Source organism: Mammaliicoccus sp. P-M59 (assembly GCF_022386135.1).
Classification (GTDB): Bacteria; Bacillota; Bacilli; order Staphylococcales; family Staphylococcaceae; genus Mammaliicoccus; species Mammaliicoccus sciuri_A.
On the sequence record NZ_JAJNJJ010000001.1, the window covers coordinates 413,913 to 437,957 of the forward strand.

Here is a 24,045-nt window from a genome sequence, read left to right on the forward strand (position 1 = left end):
TGTATGGATGAGTAGGCGGTGTAGGAGGTGTGAGTTTGTTGGGTATAACTCAGATTTATAACCAAGTCATGGCTTTATTCAATACTTAAGCCATGACTTGGTCCATCTCTTGGCTTTATTCAACACTTAAGCCATGACTTGGTCCATCTCTTGGCTTTATTCGGTACTTAAGCCATGACTTGGTCCATCTCTTGGCTTTATTCAACACTTAAGCCATGACTTGGTCCATCTCTTGGCTTTATTCAGTACTTAAGCCATGACTTCGCTCATCTCTTGGCTTTATTCAACACTTAAGCTATGACTTGGTCCATCTCTTGGCTTTATTCAGCACTTAAGCCATGACTTGAGCCATCTCTTGGCTTTATTCAACACTTAAGCCAAGACATAGGCAATCTATTCACTTAACTAAGCCTTCACAACGCACACCTCGAATACTCTCATACTTACATCCACAAATCCACACAACAAAAATCCCACCAACAAATGCAAAGTTTGTTGGTGGGTCTATTATTTATGATTTAAATGTGTTTCTCAATTGCTGCTGTTCGTCTTTGAGTTGTAATAATTTTGTTTTTAAGTCTTGTTCTAAGCTTTGTAATTCTTGTTCTGCTTGCTGACGTTTACGTGTGCCGTCTTCTTGTATGCGCAATGTTTCTTGAATTGTATCTACTATATTAGTTTGAGTCGTCTTCAATGTTTCAATATCAACGATGCCTCGTTCATTTTCTTCAGCTGTTCTAATCGCATTCTGTTTCAACATTTCAGAGTTCTTCAGCAATAATTCATTAGTTGTATCTGTTACTTTTTTCTGAGCTTCTGACGCGCCTTGTTGTCTTAAAAGTGTTAACGCGATTGCCATTTGATTTTTCCATAATGGAATACTCGTTAAAATAGAACTTTGAATTTTTTCAGCTAATGTTTGGTTAATGTTTTGTATCATTCTAATTTGTGGGGCAGATTGTAATGTAATTTGTCTAGAAAGTTGTAAGTCATAAATTCTCTTTTCTAGTCGATTAATATATTGTTGTAAATCTGCCAGTTCTTGTACATCCATTTGGTTATTAGATGCTTTAACTTTTTGTTCTAATTCTACAAGATTATGTTGTTTCAACTCGTCGCGTTTCTTTTCTGCTGCGGCGATATAAATATTTAATGCATCAAAGTAGGCTTTATTTTCTTCATATAATTGATCTAATAAGCCAACATCTTTCATTAGCATATTTTGAGATTTCTGAAGTTCTACAGATATTCGATCGACTTGTGCACCAACAGATTGATATTTACTAAACATTTCATTTACAGAACGCTCAGCTCTTCTAAAAATACGTTTCAATCTAGATTGATTTTGTTTTTGTAATTCATCTGGATTTACTTCTTTTAATTTATTCATTAAATTTCTTAACGAATTACCAATAGGACCTACATCTTTAGATTGTACTTGTGTTAGCATTTGATGTGAGAACTGTGATAATTTATTTTGAGCTTGTTGACCATAAAGTAGAAGACCATCATTATCTAAAGGTTTAATCTGCTTAGCAATTTCGTCAATTCTTCTTTGATCTTCATCTGAGAATGTCTTTTCGTAAGTTGATGTGACATCAGAAGGGTTTTGCTGTTCTGTAATTTCTGAAGTTTGTGGTGTTAACGCTTCTGATGAATCTTTAAATGGGTCATCAATAAGGTCGTCAAATAAGTTCTTATTCGTTTCAGTCATTGTTACGCTCCATTTCATATTCATATTTTTTATGAGTTTTTGTTAAATTTACTTTTTCTTTCGTTGATTCTGGAATGCCTTTTCTATAGTTATTTCTTTGTTTAGCAATATCAGCAAGTTCCATTTCAATATCTAATTGATGATAACTTGATTCATTTAACTCTTTTAAATCGGCAACGAGTGTTCGTTTATTTTCATCAATCGTGAGCTTTGTTTGTTTAAGTTTAGCTTTTTCTTCTTTAGATTTATTTGGCATACGTTGTAATAGCGTGTAATTATCAATTAAATTCACAGTATTATCTAAGTGAGAGTAGAAGAAGCTTTCTACTTTATAAAATTTCTCAGGTGACTGTTTAACCGTGTTATAAATTGTACGTGCCAATTTAGCAACTTCGTTTAAGTTCTTGAATTCTTTATATGATCTTATTCGCATATAATTTTTATAAAGTCTTTTCAATTTAGGCTGCGCTTCGTTTAATTGCTTTCTAATAAAATGGAATTCTCGGCGCGTTAAACCCATTTCTTTTAAATAACGTCTTGAACTATACCATTGTATGGGTAAAAAGCTAATAATGTAAGTACCTGCAAATACAGCCATATCTATAAGAAAATTTAAATCTAATTGAAAAACACTAAATAAAAAAGCAATAAATGATATAGGTACTGCTAATAACGCACCTAATACATATGATAAATTATATTTCATTGTCATCTTCCTAATTTATAACGTTTTGAAATGCTTAGTTTTTTCGTCTAAAGTGGTATCTTCGATTGTATAATTTTCTACAACTGAAGCTGGCGCTACTCCCTGGATAACACCATTAATAAATTGTTCTAATTGATCTTCTTCACCACTTGCGTATATTTCTACATAATCGCTGACATTTTCAACGGTACCAACTATTTTATGTTTCTTAGCGAGTTGAGCAGTGAAAAATCGAAACCCAACACCTTGTACACGTCCAAAAACTTTAATATGTTTTCCGTTCATATTTATCACCTCATATCTTTATTATAAAGGGCTCAGTGTAAAAAAACTAATAATTAGAAACAAATCCACAAGCTATTTTCTTGATTTAATATTCAATAAGATTTAAATTAACTCTAGGGCAATTTTCTAAATAGGGGAGATTTTAAGATGTATAAAATCGTAACAATCCGAACAGATTATGAGGGATGGTGGCTGTTTGACGATTGGAAAGACTATATCATTAAAGAAATTGAATGTCAGGACTATGAAGAAATGGTTAGCCAATATCATAATCTACTTAATCAATATCAAACGAAGTTTACGAATGAACTCGTAGGTAAACATAATATACATGCATTCTATAATAATTGTGATCTTTCGTATTGCGAAGACTGCGAAGAAGATATGCAAATATTTTATAGTATTCTTATATTAAATGACAATTCAATTTATACGCCATTACCAAAATAATAAATTCTGAAAATATCTTAAATGGTATTGCATTTGAATATTCTGTGACGTATAATAAGAAATAGCAATATCGTTATTCCATATTGCAAATAACATTATTAATTAATTGTGTTTTTTGTAATATGCGAATATCGCATATTGAATTTTAGTCTTGGAGGTTTCACAATTATGAAACAAGGTACAGTTAAATGGTTTAACGCAGAAAAAGGATTTGGCTTCATCGAAATTGAAGGAGAAAATGACGTATTCGTACATTTCTCAGCAATTAACCAAGAAGGTTACAAATCTTTAGAAGAAGGTCAAGCAGTAGAATTCGAAGTAGTTGAAGGCGACCGTGGCCCACAAGCTGCAAACGTTGTAAAACTATAATATATATGAATTTGAACGACTAAAAAGAAACCCTAACGATGTTAGGGTTTCTTTTTGCGTTATCATATTGTTATTATTTAATAATAAATTTCATAATTTCAGCTGATTATTTTACGTCGTTCATAATCAATTGTTTTAATGTTTGTCTCTTAATAACTTCTCTTGCTTTTCCATCTTTCACAAATAGAACTGAAGGTTTAAGCATTTGATTATAATTTGAACTCATAGAGTAGTGGTAAGCACCTGTAGATAAAACAGCTATATAATCACCGATTTTTGTAGATTTAGGAAGTTTCATATCTCTACCAATTAAGTCACCTGATTCACATAACTTACCAGCAATTGTGACTTCATGTGTATCTTCATCATTTCTATTCACTAACAACGCTTCATATTGTGCATCATAAAGTGCCGTTCTAATATGATCACTCATACCACCATCAATCGATACATACGTATTAACATTTGGAATCTCTTTAATCGTTCCTACTTGATACAACGTAACGCCCGCTTCACCAACAATTGAACGTCCTGGCTCTATAGAAATCTCTGGAATAGCCATATCATATTTTTGACTATTTTCTTTAATGGCATCTGTAATCAATTTAATACCATCTTCAATAGGGTAACTTTTATCCGCTTCAGTATATTTAATACTAAAACCGCCACCTAGATTTAATATTTCAATCTCAATATCATTTTCCTTTAACCATTCAAATACGATTTGGATTGTGTTGATAGTACCATCTGCTTCAAAAATTTGTGATCCAATATGGAAGTGAATACCTTTAAAGTCTATTTTATCTGATGCTTGCAAAGCACGAACGCCTTCAAGTGCGGTACCATGTTTAATAGACAAGCCAAATTTACTATCTTCTTGACCTGTTTGGATAAATTCATGTGTATGTGCTTCAACACCAGGATTAACTCTTAATACAGCTTTAATAGGCTTAGAAGCTAATCTATTAATACGTGTGATTTCATCTAATGAATCAATGACGAAATATTCAACGCCGCTTTCAATCGCATATTCAATTTCTTCATTCGTCTTATTGTTACCATGAAAATGAATTTTACTTGGATCAAATCCACTTGCTAAAGCTGTATATAATTCACCTTCAGATACAACATCTAGCCCCATATCTTCTTCTGCCATCAATTTAAACAATTGAATACTACTAAATGCTTTAGAAGCATAAGAGATATTATATGATAAGCCACTTTCTTTAAATGCTTCATGGAATCTTCTACATTGTGTTCTAATTTGTTCCTCATCATATACGATAGTAGGGGTACCAAAACTTGCAGCTATCGTTTGTAATGATACATTGCCCATTGTAAGAACACCTTGGTCATTATATTTAACTGTCATTATCTAATCTCCTTTATTAATGAATGATGGTTTAATGCACTGATTTGCTCAGAATTTGCACCAACACCTTTAAATGTAAATTCATCAATCCTTATATCGTTACTATACATCACGACTTGATCACCACTTTGGATTGTATCATCTACTTCAACGAACATGTGACTCATCATCAATCCTCTAATTGGATAGCGCTTTTGATTAATAAGCGCATCATGTTTCGCTCTTGTCTTAAGTATACCGTCTCCATAGCCAATATCAACTACAGCAATGTTACAATCTTTATCAGCTGTATATTGGAAACTATAACCACAAGTTTCTCCTTTTTTAATAGGGCGAACTTGTATCACATTAGCTGTGACTGTAAAGTTTTGTTCAGTAAGTGTAGTAGGGAGGGTACTATAAGGTCTTGACCCATAAAGTATAATACCAAGACGCGCATGTGTATGTTGATTAAACAATCCGTCTTCTCTTACATAACTTGCACTATTTTGTGCGTGAATAAATTTGAAGGCATAACCATGGTCTAATATAAATGATAAGCAATCAATCCAAGCTTGTCTTTCTGTTTCATATTCATCGCCACCAAATTCATCTGCATATCCAAAATGTGTCCAAATACCTTCGATAATCGCTTGCTCTGCAATAGGTAAGTTTTCATTATGTTTAAGTACTTGCAACATTTCATCTTGATCTTTCAAACCAGAACGGTGTAGTAGATTTTCAAGTTCTAAATGTAATTTAACGCCTGCTAAATCTTCTAAATGTTCATGATAGAACGTCAATGAAGGTAGCGTCATCGCAATGTTATGTGCCTTTAATGTTTCAAATTCGATTGAAGGATTCATCAAAAAGATATTCACTTGTTTATCTATTTCACGAATTCTTACCGCTTCATGAAGTGATGTCGTACTGAATGATTGAATACCAGCCTGAATAAAGGATTTAACTGCGAATTCTAATCCAAAATGATAAGCATCGTTTTTCACGACAGCCATAACTTTGTTATCTTTAATAACATTTTTAGCATTTTTTATAAAATTTTGTTCATCAATCGTAATACGTGCTACCATTATTTGTCCGCTCCTTGATTTAATAGTGCTGTATAGTAATCAGCGACACTGATCAATACTTCTTCATCGAAATTGAGTCTATTTGTATGTAGACCATAAATATAATCTTTTTCAACATTACGTGTTCCAAAAAAGACAAAATAACTTGGTGCTAATTGACGATAGAAACTAAAGTCTTCGCCAAATAAATAAGGCTTTTCAAGTTCATGTAATGTTAAGTCGAGGCTCGTTAAAGCTTCTTTAACGCCATCATATAATTGTGCATCATTTGTAGTAGGTGGATATCCTTCTGCAAAATCAACTGTACATGTAACACCAAATAACAATTCAACACTTTCTGCGATTTTTTGCATTTGATTTTTAACAATTTCAAGATCATTTGTATCATATGTGCGAATCGTACCTTCTAAGTATCCATTCTCTGGCACGGTATTAATGGCTTCACCAACATTGAATTGTCCAACATGAACAATATTGCGATTTAAACCATTTAAATGAAATTGCTGAATTTGTGTAACTTGAGATAGTACATGCATCATCGCTTCTGATGCTGCTTTACCATCTTCTTTGCTGGCAACATGACTTGAACTTCCTTTTAAGTAAAATCGATACTCTGTTGCACTAGCTGTAATTTCATCATTTTTAAAGGCTACTGTGCCAACATCTTCAAATGGCATAATATGTACGCCATAGATTTTCTCTATATTATATTTATCAAACACGTTTGATTGGATTAATTGATTTGCACCAGCTTCAGTTTCTTCTGAAGGTTGGAATATAAATACGACATTATGCGGTAATTCACCTTTATCATATAAAGCTTTACAACGTTGTGTAAAAAGCATTAACGCTGTTGTATGACCATCATGTCCACATGCATGCATTACTTGATCAACCGTACTTTTATAAGGTACATCGTTTACTTCTTGAATAGGTAAGGCATCGATATCCGCTCGATACGCAATTGTATGATTCGAATTGCCTTCTAAATAACCAATGACACCTGTTTGAATAGGGCGTTCGTATGGAATATTTAATTGTTTTAAGAAGTCTTCAATATACGCTGTTGTTTCATATTCTTGCATACTTAACTCTGGATGTTGATGTAAGTACCTTCTTGTATTTTTCACAAATTCTAATTCAGACATTTAACTCAGTCCTTTGTATTATGTATAGAAAGAGGGAGCGGGATAGAAATTTCATTTAAGGAAAATGATATCGCAGTCCCGCCCCGACTAAAATGATATTATTGATTTAAATTACGTAAAGCAGATACAATTTCTTTTTTACCATCTTGAACATCTGCTGATTGTTTAATAACTTTAGCAGGTGTACCAGCTACCACTGCACCAGCTGGAACATCTTTCGTTACAATAGCGCCAGCTGCAACGATTGCACCTTTGCCGACTCTAACGCCTTCAAGGATAACAGCATTTGCACCGATTAATACGTCATCTTCAATCACAACAGGTGATGCACTTGGTGGTTCGATAACACCCGCTAATACTGATCCAGCACCAACGTGTACATTTTTACCAGTTGTTGCACGTCCACCTAAAGTAGCGTTCATATCTACCATTGTACCTTCACCAACAACAGCACCGATATTGATTGTAGCACCCATCATCACAACAGCACCGTCTTCAATAACTGCATGTTCTCTAATGAAAGCACCTGGTTCGATTCTTGCATTTGTATTTGTTAAGTCTTTTAATGGAATTGCTGAATTGCGACGATCCTGTTCAATTTCTAAATCCGTAATAGCTGATTGATTTGCTTCATAAAAGCTCTTCCAATCTTTAGCATCACAGAAAATTGTTTTAGATGTTTCAGAACCAAATACTTTAAATGACTCTGGGAATTCAACATTTTCAAATGTGCCGTTTACATAAACCTTTAAAGGCGTTACTTTCTCTGCCTCACTAATATATTGTATAATTTCTTCTGCCGTAAAATCTTTAACCATGTTAAATTCTCTCCTCATTTAAATTATTGTATGTGTAATATCCGTTTTCTTTATTAACTAGAACATCTGCTACATTAATTGCGCCATTAGCGAAGATATCTTTAGACTGCGCACGATGTGTGATTTCAATCGTTTCGTCATGGCCAGCAAATAATACTTGATGTTCTCCAACAATTGTACCACCACGTTGTGAACTAATGCCAATTTCTGCAGGTTCACGTTTAGTAGTTGATTCATGTCTATCATAAACTGGTACTGATTGTGCTCTTTTTTCTTTAATCGCGTCATATAATTGAACTAGTGTACCACTTGGTGCATCGACTTTCTTATTATGATGCTTTTCTAACATTTCAATATCAAAGTCTTCCAATAATGGTACAGCATATTGAATAATTTCTTTGAGTATATGCACGCCATAACTCATATTTGCGCTGAAAAATACAGGCATGTTCTGAGATTTTTCTTTTAACTTTTCTATGATTTGTTCTTTTTCACCAGTTGTTGCGATAACTAAAGGTAATGTAAAGTCTTCTTCTAATAATGGCAATAATAATTCAGGATTTGAAAAGTCTATCGCCACATCCGCTTCTGGTGCTTCTGAAATAGATTCAAAAGCAGGGTAGGGATAAGATTTCGTTGAATCCTTTACGACAACACCAACAATTTCATTGTCTCTTTCTTCTGCTAATCTTGCGACGCGTTCATTCATTGCGCCATATCCGATTAATAATATCTTCATTGTTTTACACCATCTTTAAACTTAGTAAATGCTTCACTTAAAACGTTTCTTTCTTGTTCTTCCAATGTAACAAGCGGTAATCTTACTTCATAATGACCGAAACCTAATTCAGACGTTAATAACTTAATCGGCACTGGATTAACATCTACACTTAAATGATCAAGTAATTCGGTAATATCACGATTTAAAGTGTTTGCTTGTTCTAATTGATCATTAACGACATAATCATATAATTGTTGTGTTTCTTGTGGTATAGCATTTGCTACAACTGAAATTAATCCCGCTCCACCTAATTGATAGTAATCCAACATATTGTCATCGTTACCACTATATAATGCAAAGTCACTTGGTAATTGTTGTTTTAAAGTTTTTGCATATTCTAAATCTCCAGTCGCATCTTTTAAAGCTACGATGTATGGATTTTCACTTAGTTTAAGCACCGTTTCAATATCTATCGTCATATTTGTTCTTGATGGGACATTATAAAGTACAACAGGTAATGCAACTTCATCCGCAATTTTTGTAAAATGCGCGATTAATCCACGTTGACTCGTCTTGTTGTAATAAGGTGTGATTAACATAATCGCATCAGCACCTAATTCTTTAGCTTTTATGGAAGCATCGATAGAAGCTTGCGTATTGTTTGTACCTGTACCTGCTATAACTGGAACACGGCCATTTACTTTTTTAATCCCACATTCTAATAACGTATTTCTTTCTTCTGTTGTAAGGGTAGGATTTTCTGCTGTTGTTCCGTTAATAATAATACTTTTAACACCATTATCTATTAAAAATTCTATATGATTTTCAAAGGCTTCGTAGTCTACATCCTCATTTGTGAATGGTGTCGTAAGGGCAACGCCCACACCGTTAAAAATATGTGACATACTGAACACTCCTCGTTATTTTTTATTTAATTCTAATACTTGTTCTAGCACTTGAACGGCATTTAAACTTGCACCTTTTAATAAATTATCTGAAGTACACCAGATGTGGAATGTATTGTCTAAAGAATCATCTTTACGAATTCTTCCAACGAATACTTCATCTTTACCAGTAGAATGAATCGCTAATGGATATTCATTATTTTCTACGTTATCTACTAAGACAACACGGTCATCTTCATTAAATAAGTTACGAATATCTTCAACAGTCGCTTCTTTATCTAAAGTTACGTTTATATGCACACTGTGGCTGTCTTGAACAGGTACACGTACACAAGTTGCTGTTACATTTAAAGAAGGTTGATCTAAGATTTTTCTAGTTTCGTCGATCATTTTTTGTTCTTCTTTTGTATAACCATCTTCTAAAAATACATCTATATGTGGTAACACATTATTATAAATTGGGTGAGGGTAGTTCTTTGGTGCTTCTCCTTTTTCACCATTAGCTAAATCTTCGCGACCTGCTAAACCAGATCCTGATACAGCTTGATATGTTGTATAAGCAACACGTTTCAATCCAAATTGATCTAATAAAGGTTTTAAAGGTACAACTGATTGAATTGTTGAACAGTTAGGGTTTGCAATAATTTTACGATTTAATTTTGGTACATTCACTTCCGGAACGATTAAATCAATATCTTCATGCATACGCCATTGACTAGAATTATCGATTACAATTGCACCATGTTTTTCAAATAGTGGGGCGAATTTCTCGCTTGTACCGCCACCAGCACTCATAATAACGTAATCGAAATTGCCATCTGTTTTCTCTTCTGTCAATGCTTCAACAGTATAAGTTTTTCCTTGGAATTCGATTTGTTTACCTGCTGATCTAGGTGATGAAAATAATACAAGTTCATCAAATGGTACATTTCTTCTATCTAATACTTCTAATACTTTTTCTCCTACTAAACCTGTTGCGCCTACAACTGCTAATTTTGTCATTTTGTTCACTCCATCATTCATTATATATTAAATGCTTCACTTAAAGTTCGAACGGCAGTTTCTCCTAATTCACGATCAACAACATAAGAAATACTAATTTCAGAAGTTGTTGTTTGATAGAAGTTGATGTCATGACTAATTAAAGTGCGGAATGCTTTTGAAGCTATTCCTGACATATCTCTCATGCCAGTTCCGATTACTGAAAGTTTAGCGTAGTTATCTCTCATTTTGTAACGTAAGTGAGGGTATTCCTCAGTAAGTTGTTCAATGATTTGTTCGATTTGATATACGTCTGAATCTTTAATCGTAAACGAAAGCTGTAATCCTTGTTGATTTTCAATTTGAGATATCATATCAACATTCATTGATTGTGCTTCTAATGAATCAAATAATTTCTGTAATAATGCAAAATTTTGCATCGGATAAGTTAAAGTAACATGAATCATATGTGTATCAAGTGCGACTCCTGTAACTGCTTTTTTCTCTAATATCTCTGTTTGTGGCATAATCCATGTTCCTTTCACGTTTGATAATGTTCTACCAAGATATAATGGTATGTTATAATTTTTTGCAATTTCGACACTTCTAGATTCTAATACGCCAGCACCTAAAGCACTCATTTCCATCATTTCTTCATATGAAACTTCATTGAGTAACTTTGCTTCTTTATAGATTCTAGGGTCTGTTCCATATACACCATCAACATCTGTATATATTTCACAAGATGTATCTATACTTGCTGCAATGGCTACTGCAGTTGTATCAGAACCGCCGCGTCCTAAAGTCGTAATTTCCAGATGATCATTTACACCTTGAAATCCTGCAACGACAAGAATGTCATTTGTTTCAAAAGCTTCTTCAAAACGTAGTGCATCAATTTCTGCAATTTTACTTTTCAGATGATGACCAATCGTCTTGATACCAGCTTGATAACCTGTCATTGCTTTCGTTTGAACACCAATATCATTCAATACCATTGATAAGTATGAAATGGTTTGTTGTTCACCCGTCGTTAAAAGCATCGCTAAATGCTCATCTTTAGGTTGCGTCGTAAGTGAGCTAATATTTTCAAGTAAAGAATCTGTCGTCTTACCCATAGCACTCACAACCACTACTAATTGTTCTCCATTATCAACACGTGATTTCAACATATGTGCGATATTTTTAATTTTGTCAAAATCACCAACGGACGTACCGCCAAATTTTAAAACACTCTGACTCAAAATAATTCCTCCTATAAATCGGAGACGAACGCTGTAATATAAATAAAAAAACAAGTTCGGCATTCGAACTTGTTTTAATTTATATATACAAGTGATGCACTCCATTATTCTTAAGATAATGACAGACAACTAGCTCTTAACCTAAATGTCCAACACCATATTTCTGCAAAAATATAATGTTTCGGCATCGCACCCTTTCACTCCTTTAAGATTGCAGTCCAATAGGGGAGTTACTAATGATTGATGCGCCTCATCAAAAACATATTCAATTGGTATGCATTCATTATACATACAAAGAATATTGATGTAAAGAGAGAAAACTGATAATTTCAAAAAGTTCTTACTATTTGGTTGATCCTTTTAGAATATTAATATTCATTCATATTCATTTTAGATGAGTGTGGAGGAGATGGAGGGAGTTTTTAGGAATGGGGTGGGGTTGGTAAGAAATGGGTGGTGTATTTATAAAAAGTGGAGATGTATTTATCTTGTTTGGCATGTCTTGATAAATAGAGGGGGTGTATTTATCTTGTTTGGCATGTCTTGATAAATAGAGGGGGTGTATTTATCTTGTTTGGCATGTCTTGATAAATAGAAGGGCTGTATTTATCTTGTTTGGCATGTCTTGATAAATAGAAGGGCTGTATTTATCTTGTTTGGTCAGTCTTGATAAATAGAGGGGGTGTATTTATCTTGTTTGGTCAGTCTTGATAAATAGAGAGGCAGTATTTATCTTGTTTGGCATGTCTTGATAAATAGAGGATATCTATGTTGCTTGTTTGCTCTGTCTTGCAACATTGAACTCTCGAACATTGCTAGTCGGCGCTCACTTGCAACATTGAACACCTGAGCATTGCTAGTCGGCGCTCACTTGCAACATTGAACGCCTGAACATTGCTAGTGGACTCTCACTTGCAACATTGAACGCCTGAACATTGCTAGTCGGCCCTCACTTGCAACATTGAACACCTGAACATTGCTAGTCAAACCTCACTTGCAACATTGAACGCCTGAACATTGCTAGTTGACGCTCACTTGCAACATTGAACACCAAAAACAACTCATCACCCCCTCATTTTCCCCAAAAACAAAAAAACTGAGACATGTCCTCATGTCTCAGTTCCATATATGCTAATTAGTTATAAACACCTTGATCTCTCAAGTACTCTTCATAACTGATTTCTTTAGAAATTGCGCCGTCTTCTTTGATTTCAATTACGCGGTTAGCGATTGTATTGATAAATTCAAAGTCATATGAAGTAAAAATTAATGATCCTTTGAAGTTCTTCAATCCATCATTGACTGCAGTGATACTTTCTAAGTCTAAGTGGTTTGTTGGTTCATCTAGTAATAATACGTTAGAGTTTGATAACATCATTTTACTTAACATACATCTCACTTTTTCTCCACCTGAAAGGACACTTGCTTTTTTCTTAACTTCTTCACCACTAAATAACATACGTCCAAGGAATCCTCTTAAGAATGTTTCTGTTTGTTCTTCTGGTGGTGCATACTGTCTTAACCAGTCAACTAAGTTCATTTCAATACCTTCAAAATAATCTGAGTTATCTTTTGGCAAGTATGATTGTGTAGTTGTAACGCCCCATTTAACTGTTCCTTCATCTGGTTCAATTTCACCAGCTAAAATACGAAGTAGGGTAGTTTTAGCAATCTCACTTTCTCCGATTAATACAGCTTTATCATTAGGATTCATTGTAAATGAAACGTTATTTAATACTTTTTGACCGTCAATTGTTTTTGAAACACCTTGAACTTGTAATAAGTCGTTACCGATTTCTCGTTCAATTGTGAAATTAACGAATGGATAACGTCTTGATGATGGTTGAATATCATCGAGTTCAATTTTTTCAAGCATTTTCTTACGGCTTGTTGCTTGTTTAGATTTAGAAGCATTCGCACTAAATCTTGCGATAAAGTCTTGTAATTCTTTAATACGTTCTTCTTTTTTCTTGTTTTGATCTTGAGCCATTTGAGTAGCAAGTTGACTTGATTGATACCAGAAGTCATAGTTTCCGACAAATAGTTTGATTTTGCCGTAGTCTAAGTCAGCTATATGTGTACATACATTGTTTAAGAAATGTCTATCATGTGATACGACGATAACTGTATTCTCAAAATTAATTAAGAAATCTTCTAACCAAGCAATCGCTTTAATATCTAAACCGTTTGTAGGCTCATCGAGTAATAGAACATCTGGCTCACCGAATAAACTTTGAGCAAGAAGTACTTTTACTTTTTGGTTGTTTTCTAATTCAGACATCATTTTGTCATGTAATTCGTCTTTAATACCTAAACCTGAAAGTAAAACAGATGCATCCGCTTCTGCATTCCATCCGTTCATTTCCGCAAACTCACCTTCAAGTTCTGCTGCACGCATACCATCTTCATCTGAGAAATCTGGTTTCATATAAATTTCGTTTTTCTCAGTCATAACTTGCCATAATTTTTCATGACCTTTTAATACAACATCTATCACTTTTTCATCTTCGTGCGCAAAGTGATCCTGTTTTAATACTGCTAAACGTTCATCTTTACCAAGTGAAACGTGACCTGATTGAGAATCTAATTCGCCTGATAATACTTTTAAGAACGTTGATTTCCCAGCTCCATTAGCACCGATAAGTCCGTAACAGTTACCTGGTGTGAACTTAATATTTACATCTTCAAAAAGCTTACGATCACCGAAACGTAAACTTACATTCGTAACTTGTAACATTAAATGACTCCTTTTCATTAATACTTCTACCGATGAATTATATCATAAATAAAACAAAAATGGGCAAGAGTTTGAACAGTCGTTACACGAAGCAAAATGCATGTTATAATGAATAAACGAAAAACATATGAATGGAGAATGACATGGCACACGAAAAAGATACGCTTGTAGGTCGCATAGACTTTTTAAAAGTGGATAGATTGGAAGGTTCAACTTATCATTTACTTGGACCAAATAGCGAACCTATTAAAATGAATGCTTCAGAAGTCGAAGATGACGATCAATTAGAAATCGGTGAAGATTATAGTTTCTTTGTATATCCAAGCCGATCTGGAGAATTATTTGCTACACAAAACATGCCAACTATTACAAAAGACCGTTATGATTGGGTAAAAGTATTGAGAGTAGACCGTGATGGTGCTGCAGTAGATGTAGGATTACCTAGAGAAGTACTCATTCCATGGGAAGATCTACCTAAAGTTAAAGAACTATGGCCACAAAACGGTGACATGATATTCTGTACACTTAGAATAGATAGTAATAGTCAAATGTTTGCGAGATTAGCAACAGAAACAATCGTCGATACGATGTACAAATCAGCTGAAGAATCTTTATTACATCAACATGTAACAGCAAGACCATATCGCTTATTAAGAGTAGGTACTTTCCTATTATCTGAAGAAGGTTATAAAATATTTGTACACGAATCAGAACGTAAACATGAACCAAGACTAGGCGAAGAAATGGACGTTAGAATCATCGGCGTAAAAGAAAACGGTGAATTAAATGGTTCATTCTTACCATTGGCACATGAAAGACTTGATGAAGATGGTCAAGTAATATTTGATTTACTTGTAGAATATGACGGAGAATTACCATTCTGGGATAAATCAAACCCAGAAGCGATTAAAGAAGTCTTTAATATGAGTAAAGCAAGTTTCAAACGTGCTATCGGTAGATTATATAAACAAAAATTGATCACGATCGAGACTGGTAAAATTACCATCACTAAAAAAGGTTGGGCTCAAGTTAAAAAAGAAGACTAATCATAAAACCAAACTGACACTTCTAAATGAAGTTAAGTTTGGTTTTTTTATTACGATTATATGCCATTTAATTACAATATTGACATAATTTAAAAAGCGTTGTAAATTATAAATGTAACAATATCGAACATTAATAAACAATTAAATATTTGGATCGTGACTATTCAATTAGGCGAAAACCACAATTCTTGAGGTGCATCAATCACCTCTAAGTCTTGTGGTATTTTTTATTTCAAATGATTGGAGGTATTGCTGCCTATGATAATCAAACAAGTCCTTAACAATAATGTTGCTATTGCCATCACTGAAAATGGTGAAGAAGTTATCGCTATGGGGAAAGGAATCGTGTTCTCAAAAAAGAAAGGTGATTTCTTATCTCATCAAACACCCGAGAAAATCTTTAGACTCGATAATCAAGAAGTGAGATTTCATTTACAGTCTTTAATTAATGATGTACCCGTACCTATTATTACGACATGTTGTGAAATCATAAATGATGTTCAACATAAATTTGATTTTACGTTTCAAGATTATATTTATGTCACGTTAACACACCATTTGCATCACGCTGTTAATATTCATCAAAACAATCAAAAGATACAGACATTTTCTATTGATGTTAAAAGCATTCATCCTCGTGCATTTGAATCTAGTTTATACGCATTGACGATTATTAAACGAAATTTAAATATTTCTTTCCCAGCATATGAAGCCAATAATCTAGCATTACATTTTATCAATGCTGAGCAACCTGAGGGTATCGAAAATCAAACTGCTTATAAGAATAAAAATATTCAACTGAACGATTTAATCAATTGCTTAAATCAAATTGGTATCACTCGGAATAAGTCCAATGAATATTATTATGATAGATTCATCCAGCACTTAAAGTATTTAACAGAACACATTCTTGATTATTCTGAAGACTTATCTCAACAAATTGATATATCATTCCAACAGCATTTAAAAACACACTATCCAAATTCTTATTTGTATGCAAAAGACTTATATCATGCCATATCAAGAAAGTTCAATATTGTTATTAATCAACATCACTTGTTCTATTTTCAATTGCATATAGAACGCATATTATCATCACAAAAAGGAGGCACAACAAGAGATGAGTAGAGAAGAAAATATGATGGTAGGTTTCACTATTGTTGCGATAGCTGGGGATGCAAGAAGAGAAGTTATGGCAGCTATGGAAAAAGCTAAAAATGGACTATTCGAAGAAGCGCGTAGTCATATTGAAAGTGCAAATACATATATAACGGAAGCACATAAAGAACAAACCCAATGTTTAGCTCAAGAAGCAAGTGGTGAATCATCTGAATTAAGTTTTATTATGGTACACGGTCAAGATCACTTAATGACAACGATGGCATTACGTGATTCTGTAAATTACATCATTGATATTTATGAACAACTTCAAACTTTAAAACAAAATGGGTGATACATGTGAATAAGATAATTAAATTTATTGAAAAGATGAAACCATTTTTTGAAAAAGTGGCTTCTAATCCATACTTAACAGCAATTAGAGATGGCTTCGTTGCATTAATGCCAGTTATTTTATTTTCATCATTATTTATTTTAGTTGCTTACGTACCAAACGTGTGGGGATTCCATTGGCCAAAAAATATCGAAACAACCATTATGAAAGTTTATCAATTCACGATGGGTATGTTAGCACTTTATATGGCAGGAACCGTTACGAAATCATTAACTGACAATAAAAACTTAAAATTACCTAAAACGAACCAAATCAATGTCATTTCAACATTCGTAGCTGCTGAATCTTCATTACTAATTGTAGCGATGAACCCCGTTAAAGACGGTATAAGTATTGACATGCTTGGTACTAAAGGACTTATCGCGTCATTTATTGTAGCATTTGTAATACCAAACATTTATAAATTCTTTATTGGTAGAAATATCACAATCAAGATGCCACCTCAAGTACCCGGTAATATCGCACAAGCGTTTAAAGATATGATCCCGTTTGCCGCTTCTGTCGGTTTATTCTGGATTATCGATATCGCGATTCGTCAAATTGCCAATGGTAACTTAGCAGAATTGGCGACAATTATACTGTCACCACTGTTTACTGCTGCAAATGGTTACTTAGGGTTTGCGATTATATTCGGATTTATTGCATTCTTCTGGTTTATAGGTGTACATGGACCATCTGTAGTAGGTCCTGCTGTTATTGCGATTATGTATAACAACCAAGTTGAAAACTTAAGATTATTTAGAGAAGGTCAACATGCACATATTGCATTAACACAAAGTACGCAAGACTTTGTAGCACTGATTGGAGGTACAGGTGCCACATTCTTAGTTCCATATATATTTATATTCTTGTGTAAGTCTAAAGAACTTAAAGCTGTTGGTAAAGCGTCATTTATTCCTACAACGTTTGCTGTAAATGAACCTTTACTATTTGGTGCGCCAATTATTTTAAACCCTGTATTCATGATACCTTTTATTGTGACACCAATTCTTAACTCATGGGTATTGAAATTCTTCGTAGAGAATTTAGGTATGAATGGTTTCATGCATTTCTTACCATGGCCGACACCAGGACCTATAGGTATTTATATGGCATCTAACTTCGCGCCATTATCATTATTATTAATTGCCGTTATCATGATACTCGATTTTGTGATTTGGATGCCATTTATTAAAGCATATGATCGCATTAAAGTGAGTGAAGAACGCGGTACGATTGAAAGTCAAAATATTGTGCAGCCTCAATCAAACGTAGAGTCAAACGAAAATAGTCAGGTAGAAACTACTGATACTAAAGTTCAATATGACATTAAAGATCACGTCAACGTATTAGTCGTATGTGCTGGTGGTGGTACAAGTGGTATACTCGCTAATTCGTTAAACAAAGCTGCTAAAGAACAAAACATTCATTTAAATGCTACTGCGAGAGCATATGGTCAAGATATGGATTTAATTAAAGATATGAACATTGTTATATTAGCCCCTCAAATGGATTCAATGAAAAATGAAATGAAGAAATATACTGATCAACATAATGCTCTTCTTATGACAACAACAGGTAAAGAATATATTGCACTTACAAGAGATGGAGAAGCGGCAATAGAGAAGATATACAAACTACTATCAGAAGAAAAATAAACTAAAGGAGTATAAGCATGTTAGAATTACCAAAAACTTTTGTACTAGGCGCTGCAACTGCAGCATATCAAGTAGAAGGGTCAAGCAAAGTAGATGGAAAGGGACGTGTGCTTTGGGATGAATTTTTAGAGAAACAAGGAAGATTCAGCCCAGATCCAGCAAGCGATTTTTACAATCGATATGAAGAAGATATTAAATTAGCTTCAGAACATGGTGTTAAAGCGTTAAGAATTTCTATTGCTTGGTCTCGCATATTTCCAAAAGGATATGGGGATGTTAATCAAAAAGGGGTAACATATTATAAAAATGTATTTGCGACGTGTCGAAAATATAATATTGAACCATATGTGACATTACATCATTTTGATACGCCTGAAGAACTATTCAAACAAGGGGATTGGTTATGTAAGAAGAACATCACACATTTTGAGAACTATGCAGCATATTGCTTTGAGACATTTAAAGATGATGTTCAATATTGGATGACGATTAACGAACCTATCGCATATACTTTAGGTCAATATGTAACAGGCGCGTTTCCACCTGGTGAACAATATCAAGTCGTCAAGTGTCTCCAAGCTCAACATAATCTTATTGTTGCGCATAGTAAAGTAGTTAAACTCTATAAAGAGAAAGGTTATGACGGAGAAATCGGTATTATACATGCTTTAACTCAAATTTATCCAATTGATGAACAACCAGAAAATGTGAACGCTGCTAAAGTACAAGATACATTTATCAATGGATTTTTATTAGATGGTACATTTTTAGGCGCATATTCTAGTGAGAAAATGGATGTAATTAATCATTTACTTAATATATATGATGGTTCATTAGATATAACAGAATCGGAAATGGCAATCATTAAAGAAGCTAGTCAGTTACAAGATTTCTTAGGCATCAATTATTATCAAAGTAATTGGGTGAAAGCAAACGAAGCGGATAGCTTAATACATCATAATGGTACAGGGGACAAAGGTAGTTCGATTTTTAGACTTAAACAAATAGCTGAAATTGTTAAAAACCATGACGTTCCAACGACTGACTGGGATTGGTATATTTATCCTAAAGGTTTATATGATATGATTATGCGTATTAAAGCAGACTATCCAAATTATAAAAAGCTGCTGATCACTGAGAATGGACTAGGGTATAAAGATCAATTTATAGATGAACAAACAATCATCGATGATCAACCACGTATAGACTATATAGCTACACATTTAGAAAGCATTAGTGATGCGATTAAAGATGGTGCTAATGTAACAGGTTATTTTGTTTGGTCATTGCAAGATATGTTTAGTTGGTCTAATGGTTATAATAAGCGATACGGATTATTCTATATAGACTTTGAAACACAAAAAAGATATATCAAGAAAAGTGCACTATGGTATAAAGCACTATCTGAGTCATTAGAGAATAAAACAAAATAAAAAGCAAACTAAACCCCGCTTCTAGAATAAATAGAAGCGGGGTATTTAATTAACTTATAGCTGTTGCATATTGTTCAATCACTTTATTTAAATTTTGTATATTACTAATACCTTCATCATTTAACCAAGCTTTGCATCCTTGTTCACCATCTTTAACATATGCTTGAGTTGCACCTGCCCATGTTGCTCTTCCACATAATACACCGTTAAATTTAGATTTTGATTCATAAGCAAATTTCAATGTTTCTTGGAATAAAGTAGGTGATACGCCTGCACTTAAAAAGATAAATGGTAAATGTGTTGCATCTGATTGTTCTAAGAAATACTGCCTAGCTTGTGCTTTCGTATATACTGGATGATCGCCAAATCCTTCTACAAAATTCATATTAACTGGCACTTCCACTTTTAATACGTCTACTTTAAATCGGTCTTCTGAGAATAATTTCATTGCTTCAATAACTTTATGAGGTTTAACTTTTGCGTATGTTTCGCTTAAATTATCATCATTTGTTGCGTCATATGATACGATTTCTAAGAAAAATGGAATATCCAATGCGACACACTCAGCACCGACTCTTTCTACAAATGCTTCTTTTTGTGCGTTGATTTCTTGTGATTCATCAATATCAAAATATACGAGTAATTTAATGGCGTCTGCACCTTGTTCTTTCAGTGCATGTACAGACCATGTATTTAATAAATCGGGTAATCGACCTGGTGTTGCTTTATCATAGCCTGTCTTTTCGTAAGCTAAGATTAAACCGCAGTTAGGATGTCTTTCTTTTGAAGCGGGTAATCCATACTCAGGATCTAATAATATACTTGAAGAAAATTTCGTTAATGTCTTAGAAATTTGGACTTTAAAATCTTCTATCGTTTCTGATGCTACATTTTCACCAAGCATTTTCTTTAATGCACCGCGTTGATCAATGGCAAGTGCAGCAATTTGTCCTAAATCGTTTGTGAGCTTTGATAAATTTTTAACCATTTAAAAACACTCCAATTGTTCAATTTTTATTTTTGATAAATAATACTCAAAATTCTCTTTCGTTAAGAATCCTGTTTTCTGTTCTAAAGCATTCGCAATTCCAGCAGCCATGGCTGATTTAACAGCATAGTGAACATCTTGTTTATGTATGAGTCCATAACTAAAGCCTGCTATAGAACTATCACCAGAACCAACTGCGTTAACAGCTTTAATTTTAGGAATATTTACTTTATAAATTTGATGCTGATATTTATAAAGTGCACCATTAGAACCAAGTGAAATCATCACACATGGAATTTGGCTTAAAAGAGGGGATTTCAATGCTTCGATAATCTCTTGATGATTATCATGATCTTTCACATTAAATAGCTGATTTAGTTCCTCGATATTAGGTTTAATTAAATAAGGTAAGCTTTGACCTTCATGATTTAGAAAATCTTTTAAAGTATGACCATTAACATCCAACAATACTTTCTTACCGTATCTAGCAGCAATATCAATAAGCATTTGATAAGTTTCAACATTCATGCCTGGTAAAGCACTACCTGATATCGCAATAATGTCGTGCGCTTGAATAAGTTCAGTCACATGTTGAATAAATGCCTGAATATCTTCTTGCGTAATTGGATCTCCTGGTTCAAGTAATTCTGTTTGATGTGCTCCATTTAAAATCGCTATACACTGTCTCGATTCAATATTTGTTTCATAAAAATCATGTTTAATATGATCTTTATCTAAATCACACTTAATAAAAGTGCCTGTAGTTCCGCCGATAATGCCAGTAGCTAAATGATCAATACCTAAAATGTTTGCCACTCTCGTAACATTCAATCCTTTGCCACCAGCTGTTTTAATAACATTTTTAACCCGGTTCGTTTGGTTCAATTCAAAATAATCTAGTTGATAGGCGATATCCACTGAAGTATTTAATGTAATTGTTAATAATTTCAATGTTTCACCTCATCCACATATTCTCCTTTATTCCATTTATCAATATATTTGTTAAACTGATTGGAATCATAATGAGCTTGGTCGTCTGTTAACAATTGATTCATGCGTTCTATTAATTGATCTGATTCCGTTGTTTGGATATACTCAGCATTTATAAAGGTTTCAACGATATCAGTTATTAAATCAATGCCTGAAATTGTTCCACCAACACCAATAATATTGCAATTATATTTCTCTTTCGCTAAACGAGCACTTGTAATGTCTCGTACGAGTGCAACTCTCGCATTAGGCACTTTATTTGCTGAAACACTAATACCTACACCTGTACCACAAAGTACAACACCTAAGGCAGCTTTTCCTTCTGTAACAGCTTTTGCGACATTTACACCATAAATAGGGTAGTGTGTTCTTTGATGATCATAAGTTCCAACATCTATCACTTCATGACCAATACTTTTAATAAAATCTGATACTTTGATTTTTTCATCCGTAACGATATGATCGCATCCAATAGCTATCTTCATTTAACTTCCTCCTTAACACAAACTATTTAACATATCTATTCTGATTTGATGTCGGCCAGCATCATAAGATGATTCTCCAAATGCTTTAGCGCAATTAACCGCTAGAGTAGGGCCAACGATTTCAGAAGCAAGAATCATAATTTTTGTATTGTTGTGACGTGCTGTCATATAAGCAGAACGGTCATCTGAAACTGAAGCAGCGATTATATTTTTATGTTTGTTCGCAATAATGAATGGTGCAATGCCATAATCATCAATGATTAAAGCTTTAGCATCTTCATTATTTTTAACTTTTTCTATAGTATTTACAGTTACTGCAAACACATCATCTTCAAGTGTTTCATCATACAAATCGATCCATTCAATGTTAGAATGAGATAGTTCCTGAATAATCTTGTCTTTTAAAGGGCTAGATTTACGAATACAATTAATAAAAACTTTCATATACTTCCTCCTATGTTTGTAATTGTTCGTTTTTGTTAATTATAATATAAAATCAAACATACTTTCTGTCAATAAAAAACGCAATATAAAATAGCGATATGCTATTCTATATTGCGTTTCTTTTAATATTCATTTTGATAACTATTTAATCTTGTTTGGATATGTGTTTAATATTTCTTCACTTACATCATCATCTGATATAACAGCATCGACATCGTTAATATTATAGAAGTTATATAATGCTTGAACACCGAATTTTGTACTGTCTGCTGTGATGTATTTAAGCTTTGCATTTTCTAAAATGATATGAATACCTTTACCTTCTTCTTCATTAGCAGTTGTTAATTTTTGACCATATATACCGTTAACTCCGACAAATGCTTTTGCTACATGAAAGTCTTCCATCATTTTATTCGCAAAGTGTCCGATAAATGTACCCGTTTTAGATCTGAATCGACCACCTACGAGTAATACATCAATGTTTGATAAATCTTTATATTGTAAGAATATATCAAGCGAATTCGTAAATATGCTTAAGTTCTTGTCTTTTATAAAATCAAATATAAGTTCATTTGTAGAACCTGAACCGATAAATATAATATCTTCATTATGAATGAGTTCTCCACACTTTTGAGCAATTTTCATTTTATTAGATACATTAATAGTTTGCTTTTCTTTATGTGACTTTTCATTATATAAATTATCTTCAATTAATTTAGCGCCACCATGAATTCTATTTAACAAACCATTGTTTTCTAGTTCTTGTAAATCTCTTCTAATTGTCATTTCAGCAACGTTCATCTTCTCTGAAAGGGAAGATACTTTCACAGACATATTATTTTTAAGTTCATCCATTATAAAACGGTGCCTATCAACTTTTAATTTCACTTGTGATCCTCCTATATATTAACTTTTTAATAAGTTCGAATTTGTTTGATTATATTGTAACACAAATAATATTAAAATTAGAATAATATATAATGCGGTTA

General features: G+C 33.3%; 24 protein-coding genes and 1 riboswitch. Of the genes, 7 read left to right on the forward strand and 17 right to left on the reverse strand.

Annotated elements, in window-relative coordinates; genetic code table 11:
- Positions 1-511: 511 nt before the first annotated feature.
- Genes LQ617_RS02025 through LQ617_RS02035 form a run of 3 tightly spaced genes read right to left on the reverse strand, consistent with a single transcriptional unit; the run spans position 512 to position 2,705 of the window.
- Positions 512-1,714, reverse strand: coding sequence for a toxic anion resistance protein (locus tag LQ617_RS02025; RefSeq protein ID WP_239739765.1), 1,203 nt, complete (start codon positions 1,712-1,714; stop codon positions 512-514).
- Positions 1,707-2,420, reverse strand: a complete 714-nt coding sequence (locus LQ617_RS02030; protein WP_239739358.1) for a 5-bromo-4-chloroindolyl phosphate hydrolysis family protein — start codon at positions 2,418-2,420, stop codon at positions 1,707-1,709. The genes LQ617_RS02025 and LQ617_RS02030 overlap by 8 nt, the downstream gene beginning before the upstream one ends.
- A gap of 15 nt (positions 2,421-2,435) precedes the next feature.
- A complete protein-coding gene (locus LQ617_RS02035) occupies positions 2,436-2,705 on the reverse strand; it encodes an acylphosphatase (RefSeq protein WP_037588038.1) in 270 nt (89 codons plus the stop codon).
- A gap of 147 nt (positions 2,706-2,852) precedes the next feature.
- On the opposite strand from LQ617_RS02035, the gene LQ617_RS02040 reads away from it, so the two are divergent.
- A complete protein-coding gene (locus tag LQ617_RS02040) occupies positions 2,853-3,155 on the forward strand; it encodes a DUF1033 family protein (protein WP_037588036.1) in 303 nt (100 codons plus the stop codon).
- Positions 3,156-3,323: 168 nt separating this feature from the next.
- On the forward strand, positions 3,324-3,524 hold the full coding sequence (cspA, locus tag LQ617_RS02045) for a cold shock protein CspA (protein ID WP_016912585.1): 201 nt from the start codon (positions 3,324-3,326) through the stop codon (positions 3,522-3,524).
- 106 nt (positions 3,525-3,630) lie between these two features.
- Here cspA and lysA read toward each other — a convergent pair whose 3' ends face one another.
- The 9 genes from lysA to LQ617_RS02090 all read right to left on the reverse strand — a co-directional run bounded on the left by lysA (position 3,631) and on the right by LQ617_RS02090 (position 14,520).
- The gene (lysA, locus tag LQ617_RS02050; protein WP_191836593.1) at positions 3,631-4,896 is read right to left on the reverse strand and encodes a diaminopimelate decarboxylase; all 1,266 of its coding nucleotides are present in this window, start codon (positions 4,894-4,896) and stop codon (positions 3,631-3,633) included.
- A complete protein-coding gene (alr, locus tag LQ617_RS02055) occupies positions 4,896-5,966 on the reverse strand; it encodes an alanine racemase (protein ID WP_191836592.1) in 1,071 nt (356 codons plus the stop codon). Before alr ends, lysA begins: the two co-directional genes overlap by 1 nt.
- The gene (locus tag LQ617_RS02060) at positions 5,966-7,114 is read right to left on the reverse strand and encodes a M20 metallopeptidase family protein (RefSeq protein ID WP_196308248.1); all 1,149 of its coding nucleotides are present in this window, start codon (positions 7,112-7,114) and stop codon (positions 5,966-5,968) included. The genes alr and LQ617_RS02060 overlap by 1 nt, the downstream gene beginning before the upstream one ends.
- A 98-nt stretch (positions 7,115-7,212) precedes the next feature.
- Positions 7,213-7,932, reverse strand: a complete 720-nt coding sequence (gene dapD / locus LQ617_RS02065; protein WP_239739360.1) for a 2,3,4,5-tetrahydropyridine-2,6-dicarboxylate N-acetyltransferase — start codon at positions 7,930-7,932, stop codon at positions 7,213-7,215.
- A 1-nt stretch (position 7,933) separates the two neighbouring features.
- The gene (dapB, locus tag LQ617_RS02070) at positions 7,934-8,671 is read right to left on the reverse strand and encodes a 4-hydroxy-tetrahydrodipicolinate reductase (protein ID WP_037588027.1); all 738 of its coding nucleotides are present in this window, start codon (positions 8,669-8,671) and stop codon (positions 7,934-7,936) included.
- The gene (gene dapA, locus LQ617_RS02075; RefSeq protein ID WP_239739362.1) at positions 8,668-9,558 is read right to left on the reverse strand and encodes a 4-hydroxy-tetrahydrodipicolinate synthase; all 891 of its coding nucleotides are present in this window, start codon (positions 9,556-9,558) and stop codon (positions 8,668-8,670) included. The genes dapB and dapA overlap by 4 nt, the downstream gene beginning before the upstream one ends.
- A 15-nt stretch (positions 9,559-9,573) precedes the next feature.
- Entirely contained in the window at positions 9,574-10,560 is a 987-nt protein-coding gene (locus LQ617_RS02080) for an aspartate-semialdehyde dehydrogenase (protein WP_191836590.1), read from the reverse strand.
- Between the two features lie 20 nt (positions 10,561-10,580).
- Positions 10,581-11,783: an aspartate kinase gene (locus LQ617_RS02085; protein WP_037588022.1), complete on the reverse strand. Its 1,203-nt coding sequence runs from the start codon at positions 11,781-11,783 to the stop codon at positions 10,581-10,583.
- An 86-nt stretch (positions 11,784-11,869) separates the two neighbouring features.
- Positions 11,870-12,045: riboswitch (Lysine riboswitch) on the reverse strand.
- Positions 12,046-12,918: 873 nt separating this feature from the next.
- Entirely contained in the window at positions 12,919-14,520 is a 1,602-nt protein-coding gene (locus LQ617_RS02090; RefSeq protein WP_037588021.1) for an ABC-F family ATP-binding cassette domain-containing protein, read from the reverse strand.
- Positions 14,521-14,663: 143 nt separating this feature from the next.
- Here LQ617_RS02090 and LQ617_RS02095 point away from each other — a divergent pair, with 143 nt between their 5' ends.
- The 5 genes from LQ617_RS02095 to lacG all read left to right on the forward strand — a co-directional run bounded on the left by LQ617_RS02095 (position 14,664) and on the right by lacG (position 20,149).
- Positions 14,664-15,566: a CvfB family protein gene (locus LQ617_RS02095; protein WP_126477863.1), complete on the forward strand. Its 903-nt coding sequence runs from the start codon at positions 14,664-14,666 to the stop codon at positions 15,564-15,566.
- A 258-nt stretch (positions 15,567-15,824) separates the two neighbouring features.
- A complete protein-coding gene (locus LQ617_RS02100) occupies positions 15,825-16,694 on the forward strand; it encodes a CAT RNA binding domain-containing protein (protein WP_239739365.1) in 870 nt (289 codons plus the stop codon).
- Positions 16,687-17,019 carry a PTS lactose/cellobiose transporter subunit IIA gene (locus LQ617_RS02105; RefSeq protein WP_037588016.1) on the forward strand — a complete coding sequence of 111 codons (333 nt, stop codon included), beginning with the start codon at positions 16,687-16,689 and terminating at the stop codon, positions 17,017-17,019. Before LQ617_RS02100 ends, LQ617_RS02105 begins: the two co-directional genes overlap by 8 nt.
- Positions 17,020-17,024: 5 nt before the next feature.
- On the forward strand, positions 17,025-18,716 hold the full coding sequence (locus tag LQ617_RS02110) for a lactose/cellobiose PTS transporter subunit IIB (protein WP_239739366.1): 1,692 nt from the start codon (positions 17,025-17,027) through the stop codon (positions 18,714-18,716).
- A gap of 17 nt (positions 18,717-18,733) precedes the next feature.
- Entirely contained in the window at positions 18,734-20,149 is a 1,416-nt protein-coding gene (lacG, locus tag LQ617_RS02115) for a 6-phospho-beta-galactosidase (RefSeq protein WP_239739367.1), read from the forward strand.
- A 49-nt stretch (positions 20,150-20,198) separates the two neighbouring features.
- Here the strand turns inward: lacG and lacD are convergent, their stop codons facing one another.
- The 5 genes from lacD to LQ617_RS02140 form a co-directional block, all read right to left on the reverse strand.
- Positions 20,199-21,137 (reverse strand): tagatose-bisphosphate aldolase, encoded by a 939-nt coding sequence (gene lacD / locus LQ617_RS02120; protein WP_239739369.1) that lies wholly within the window; start codon positions 21,135-21,137, stop codon positions 20,199-20,201.
- The gene (locus LQ617_RS02125; RefSeq protein ID WP_239739379.1) at positions 21,138-22,088 is read right to left on the reverse strand and encodes a 1-phosphofructokinase family hexose kinase; all 951 of its coding nucleotides are present in this window, start codon (positions 22,086-22,088) and stop codon (positions 21,138-21,140) included.
- Positions 22,085-22,612 carry a galactose-6-phosphate isomerase subunit LacB gene (gene lacB / locus LQ617_RS02130; RefSeq protein ID WP_191836584.1) on the reverse strand — a complete coding sequence of 176 codons (528 nt, stop codon included), beginning with the start codon at positions 22,610-22,612 and terminating at the stop codon, positions 22,085-22,087. Before lacB ends, LQ617_RS02125 begins: the two co-directional genes overlap by 4 nt.
- 12 nt (positions 22,613-22,624) lie before the next feature.
- Positions 22,625-23,056 (reverse strand): RpiB/LacA/LacB family sugar-phosphate isomerase, encoded by a 432-nt coding sequence (locus LQ617_RS02135; RefSeq protein WP_191836583.1) that lies wholly within the window; start codon positions 23,054-23,056, stop codon positions 22,625-22,627.
- A gap of 141 nt (positions 23,057-23,197) precedes the next feature.
- Positions 23,198-23,944 (reverse strand): DeoR/GlpR family DNA-binding transcription regulator, encoded by a 747-nt coding sequence (locus LQ617_RS02140; RefSeq protein WP_172965063.1) that lies wholly within the window; start codon positions 23,942-23,944, stop codon positions 23,198-23,200.
- Positions 23,945-24,045 lie beyond the last annotated feature (101 nt).

What these genes read in the sequence shown, in the direction of transcription:
- lacG (WP_239739367.1), top strand. Translation starts at nt 18,734, where the DNA reads ATGTTAGAATTACCAAAAACTTTTGTACTAGGCGCTGCAACTGCAGCA.
- LQ617_RS02035 (WP_037588038.1), bottom strand. Translation starts at nt 2,705, where the DNA reads ATGAACGGAAAACATATTAAAGTTTTTGGACGTGTACAAGGTGTTGGG.
- LQ617_RS02100 (WP_239739365.1), top strand. Translation starts at nt 15,825, where the DNA reads ATGATAATCAAACAAGTCCTTAACAATAATGTTGCTATTGCCATCACT.
- LQ617_RS02030 (WP_239739358.1), bottom strand. Translation starts at nt 2,420, where the DNA reads ATGAAATATAATTTATCATATGTATTAGGTGCGTTATTAGCAGTACCT.
- lacB (WP_191836584.1), bottom strand. Translation starts at nt 22,612, where the DNA reads ATGAAGATAGCTATTGGATGCGATCATATCGTTACGGATGAAAAAATC.
- lacD (WP_239739369.1), bottom strand. Translation starts at nt 21,137, where the DNA reads ATGGTTAAAAATTTATCAAAGCTCACAAACGATTTAGGACAAATTGCT.
- dapD (WP_239739360.1), bottom strand. Translation starts at nt 7,932, where the DNA reads ATGGTTAAAGATTTTACGGCAGAAGAAATTATACAATATATTAGTGAG.
- dapB (WP_037588027.1), bottom strand. Translation starts at nt 8,671, where the DNA reads ATGAAGATATTATTAATCGGATATGGCGCAATGAATGAACGCGTCGCA.
- LQ617_RS02080 (WP_191836590.1), bottom strand. Translation starts at nt 10,560, where the DNA reads ATGACAAAATTAGCAGTTGTAGGCGCAACAGGTTTAGTAGGAGAAAAA.
- LQ617_RS02025 (WP_239739765.1), bottom strand. Translation starts at nt 1,714, where the DNA reads ATGACTGAAACGAATAAGAACTTATTTGACGACCTTATTGATGACCCA.
- LQ617_RS02090 (WP_037588021.1), bottom strand. Translation starts at nt 14,520, where the DNA reads ATGTTACAAGTTACGAATGTAAGTTTACGTTTCGGTGATCGTAAGCTT.
- LQ617_RS02040 (WP_037588036.1), top strand. Translation starts at nt 2,853, where the DNA reads ATGTATAAAATCGTAACAATCCGAACAGATTATGAGGGATGGTGGCTG.
- alr (WP_191836592.1), bottom strand. Translation starts at nt 5,966, where the DNA reads ATGGTAGCACGTATTACGATTGATGAACAAAATTTTATAAAAAATGCT.
- cspA (WP_016912585.1), top strand. Translation starts at nt 3,324, where the DNA reads ATGAAACAAGGTACAGTTAAATGGTTTAACGCAGAAAAAGGATTTGGC.
- LQ617_RS02105 (WP_037588016.1), top strand. Translation starts at nt 16,687, where the DNA reads ATGAGTAGAGAAGAAAATATGATGGTAGGTTTCACTATTGTTGCGATA.
- dapA (WP_239739362.1), bottom strand. Translation starts at nt 9,558, where the DNA reads ATGTCACATATTTTTAACGGTGTGGGCGTTGCCCTTACGACACCATTC.
- lysA (WP_191836593.1), bottom strand. Translation starts at nt 4,896, where the DNA reads ATGACAGTTAAATATAATGACCAAGGTGTTCTTACAATGGGCAATGTA.
- LQ617_RS02060 (WP_196308248.1), bottom strand. Translation starts at nt 7,114, where the DNA reads ATGTCTGAATTAGAATTTGTGAAAAATACAAGAAGGTACTTACATCAA.
- LQ617_RS02095 (WP_126477863.1), top strand. Translation starts at nt 14,664, where the DNA reads ATGGCACACGAAAAAGATACGCTTGTAGGTCGCATAGACTTTTTAAAA.
- LQ617_RS02135 (WP_191836583.1), bottom strand. Translation starts at nt 23,056, where the DNA reads ATGAAAGTTTTTATTAATTGTATTCGTAAATCTAGCCCTTTAAAAGAC.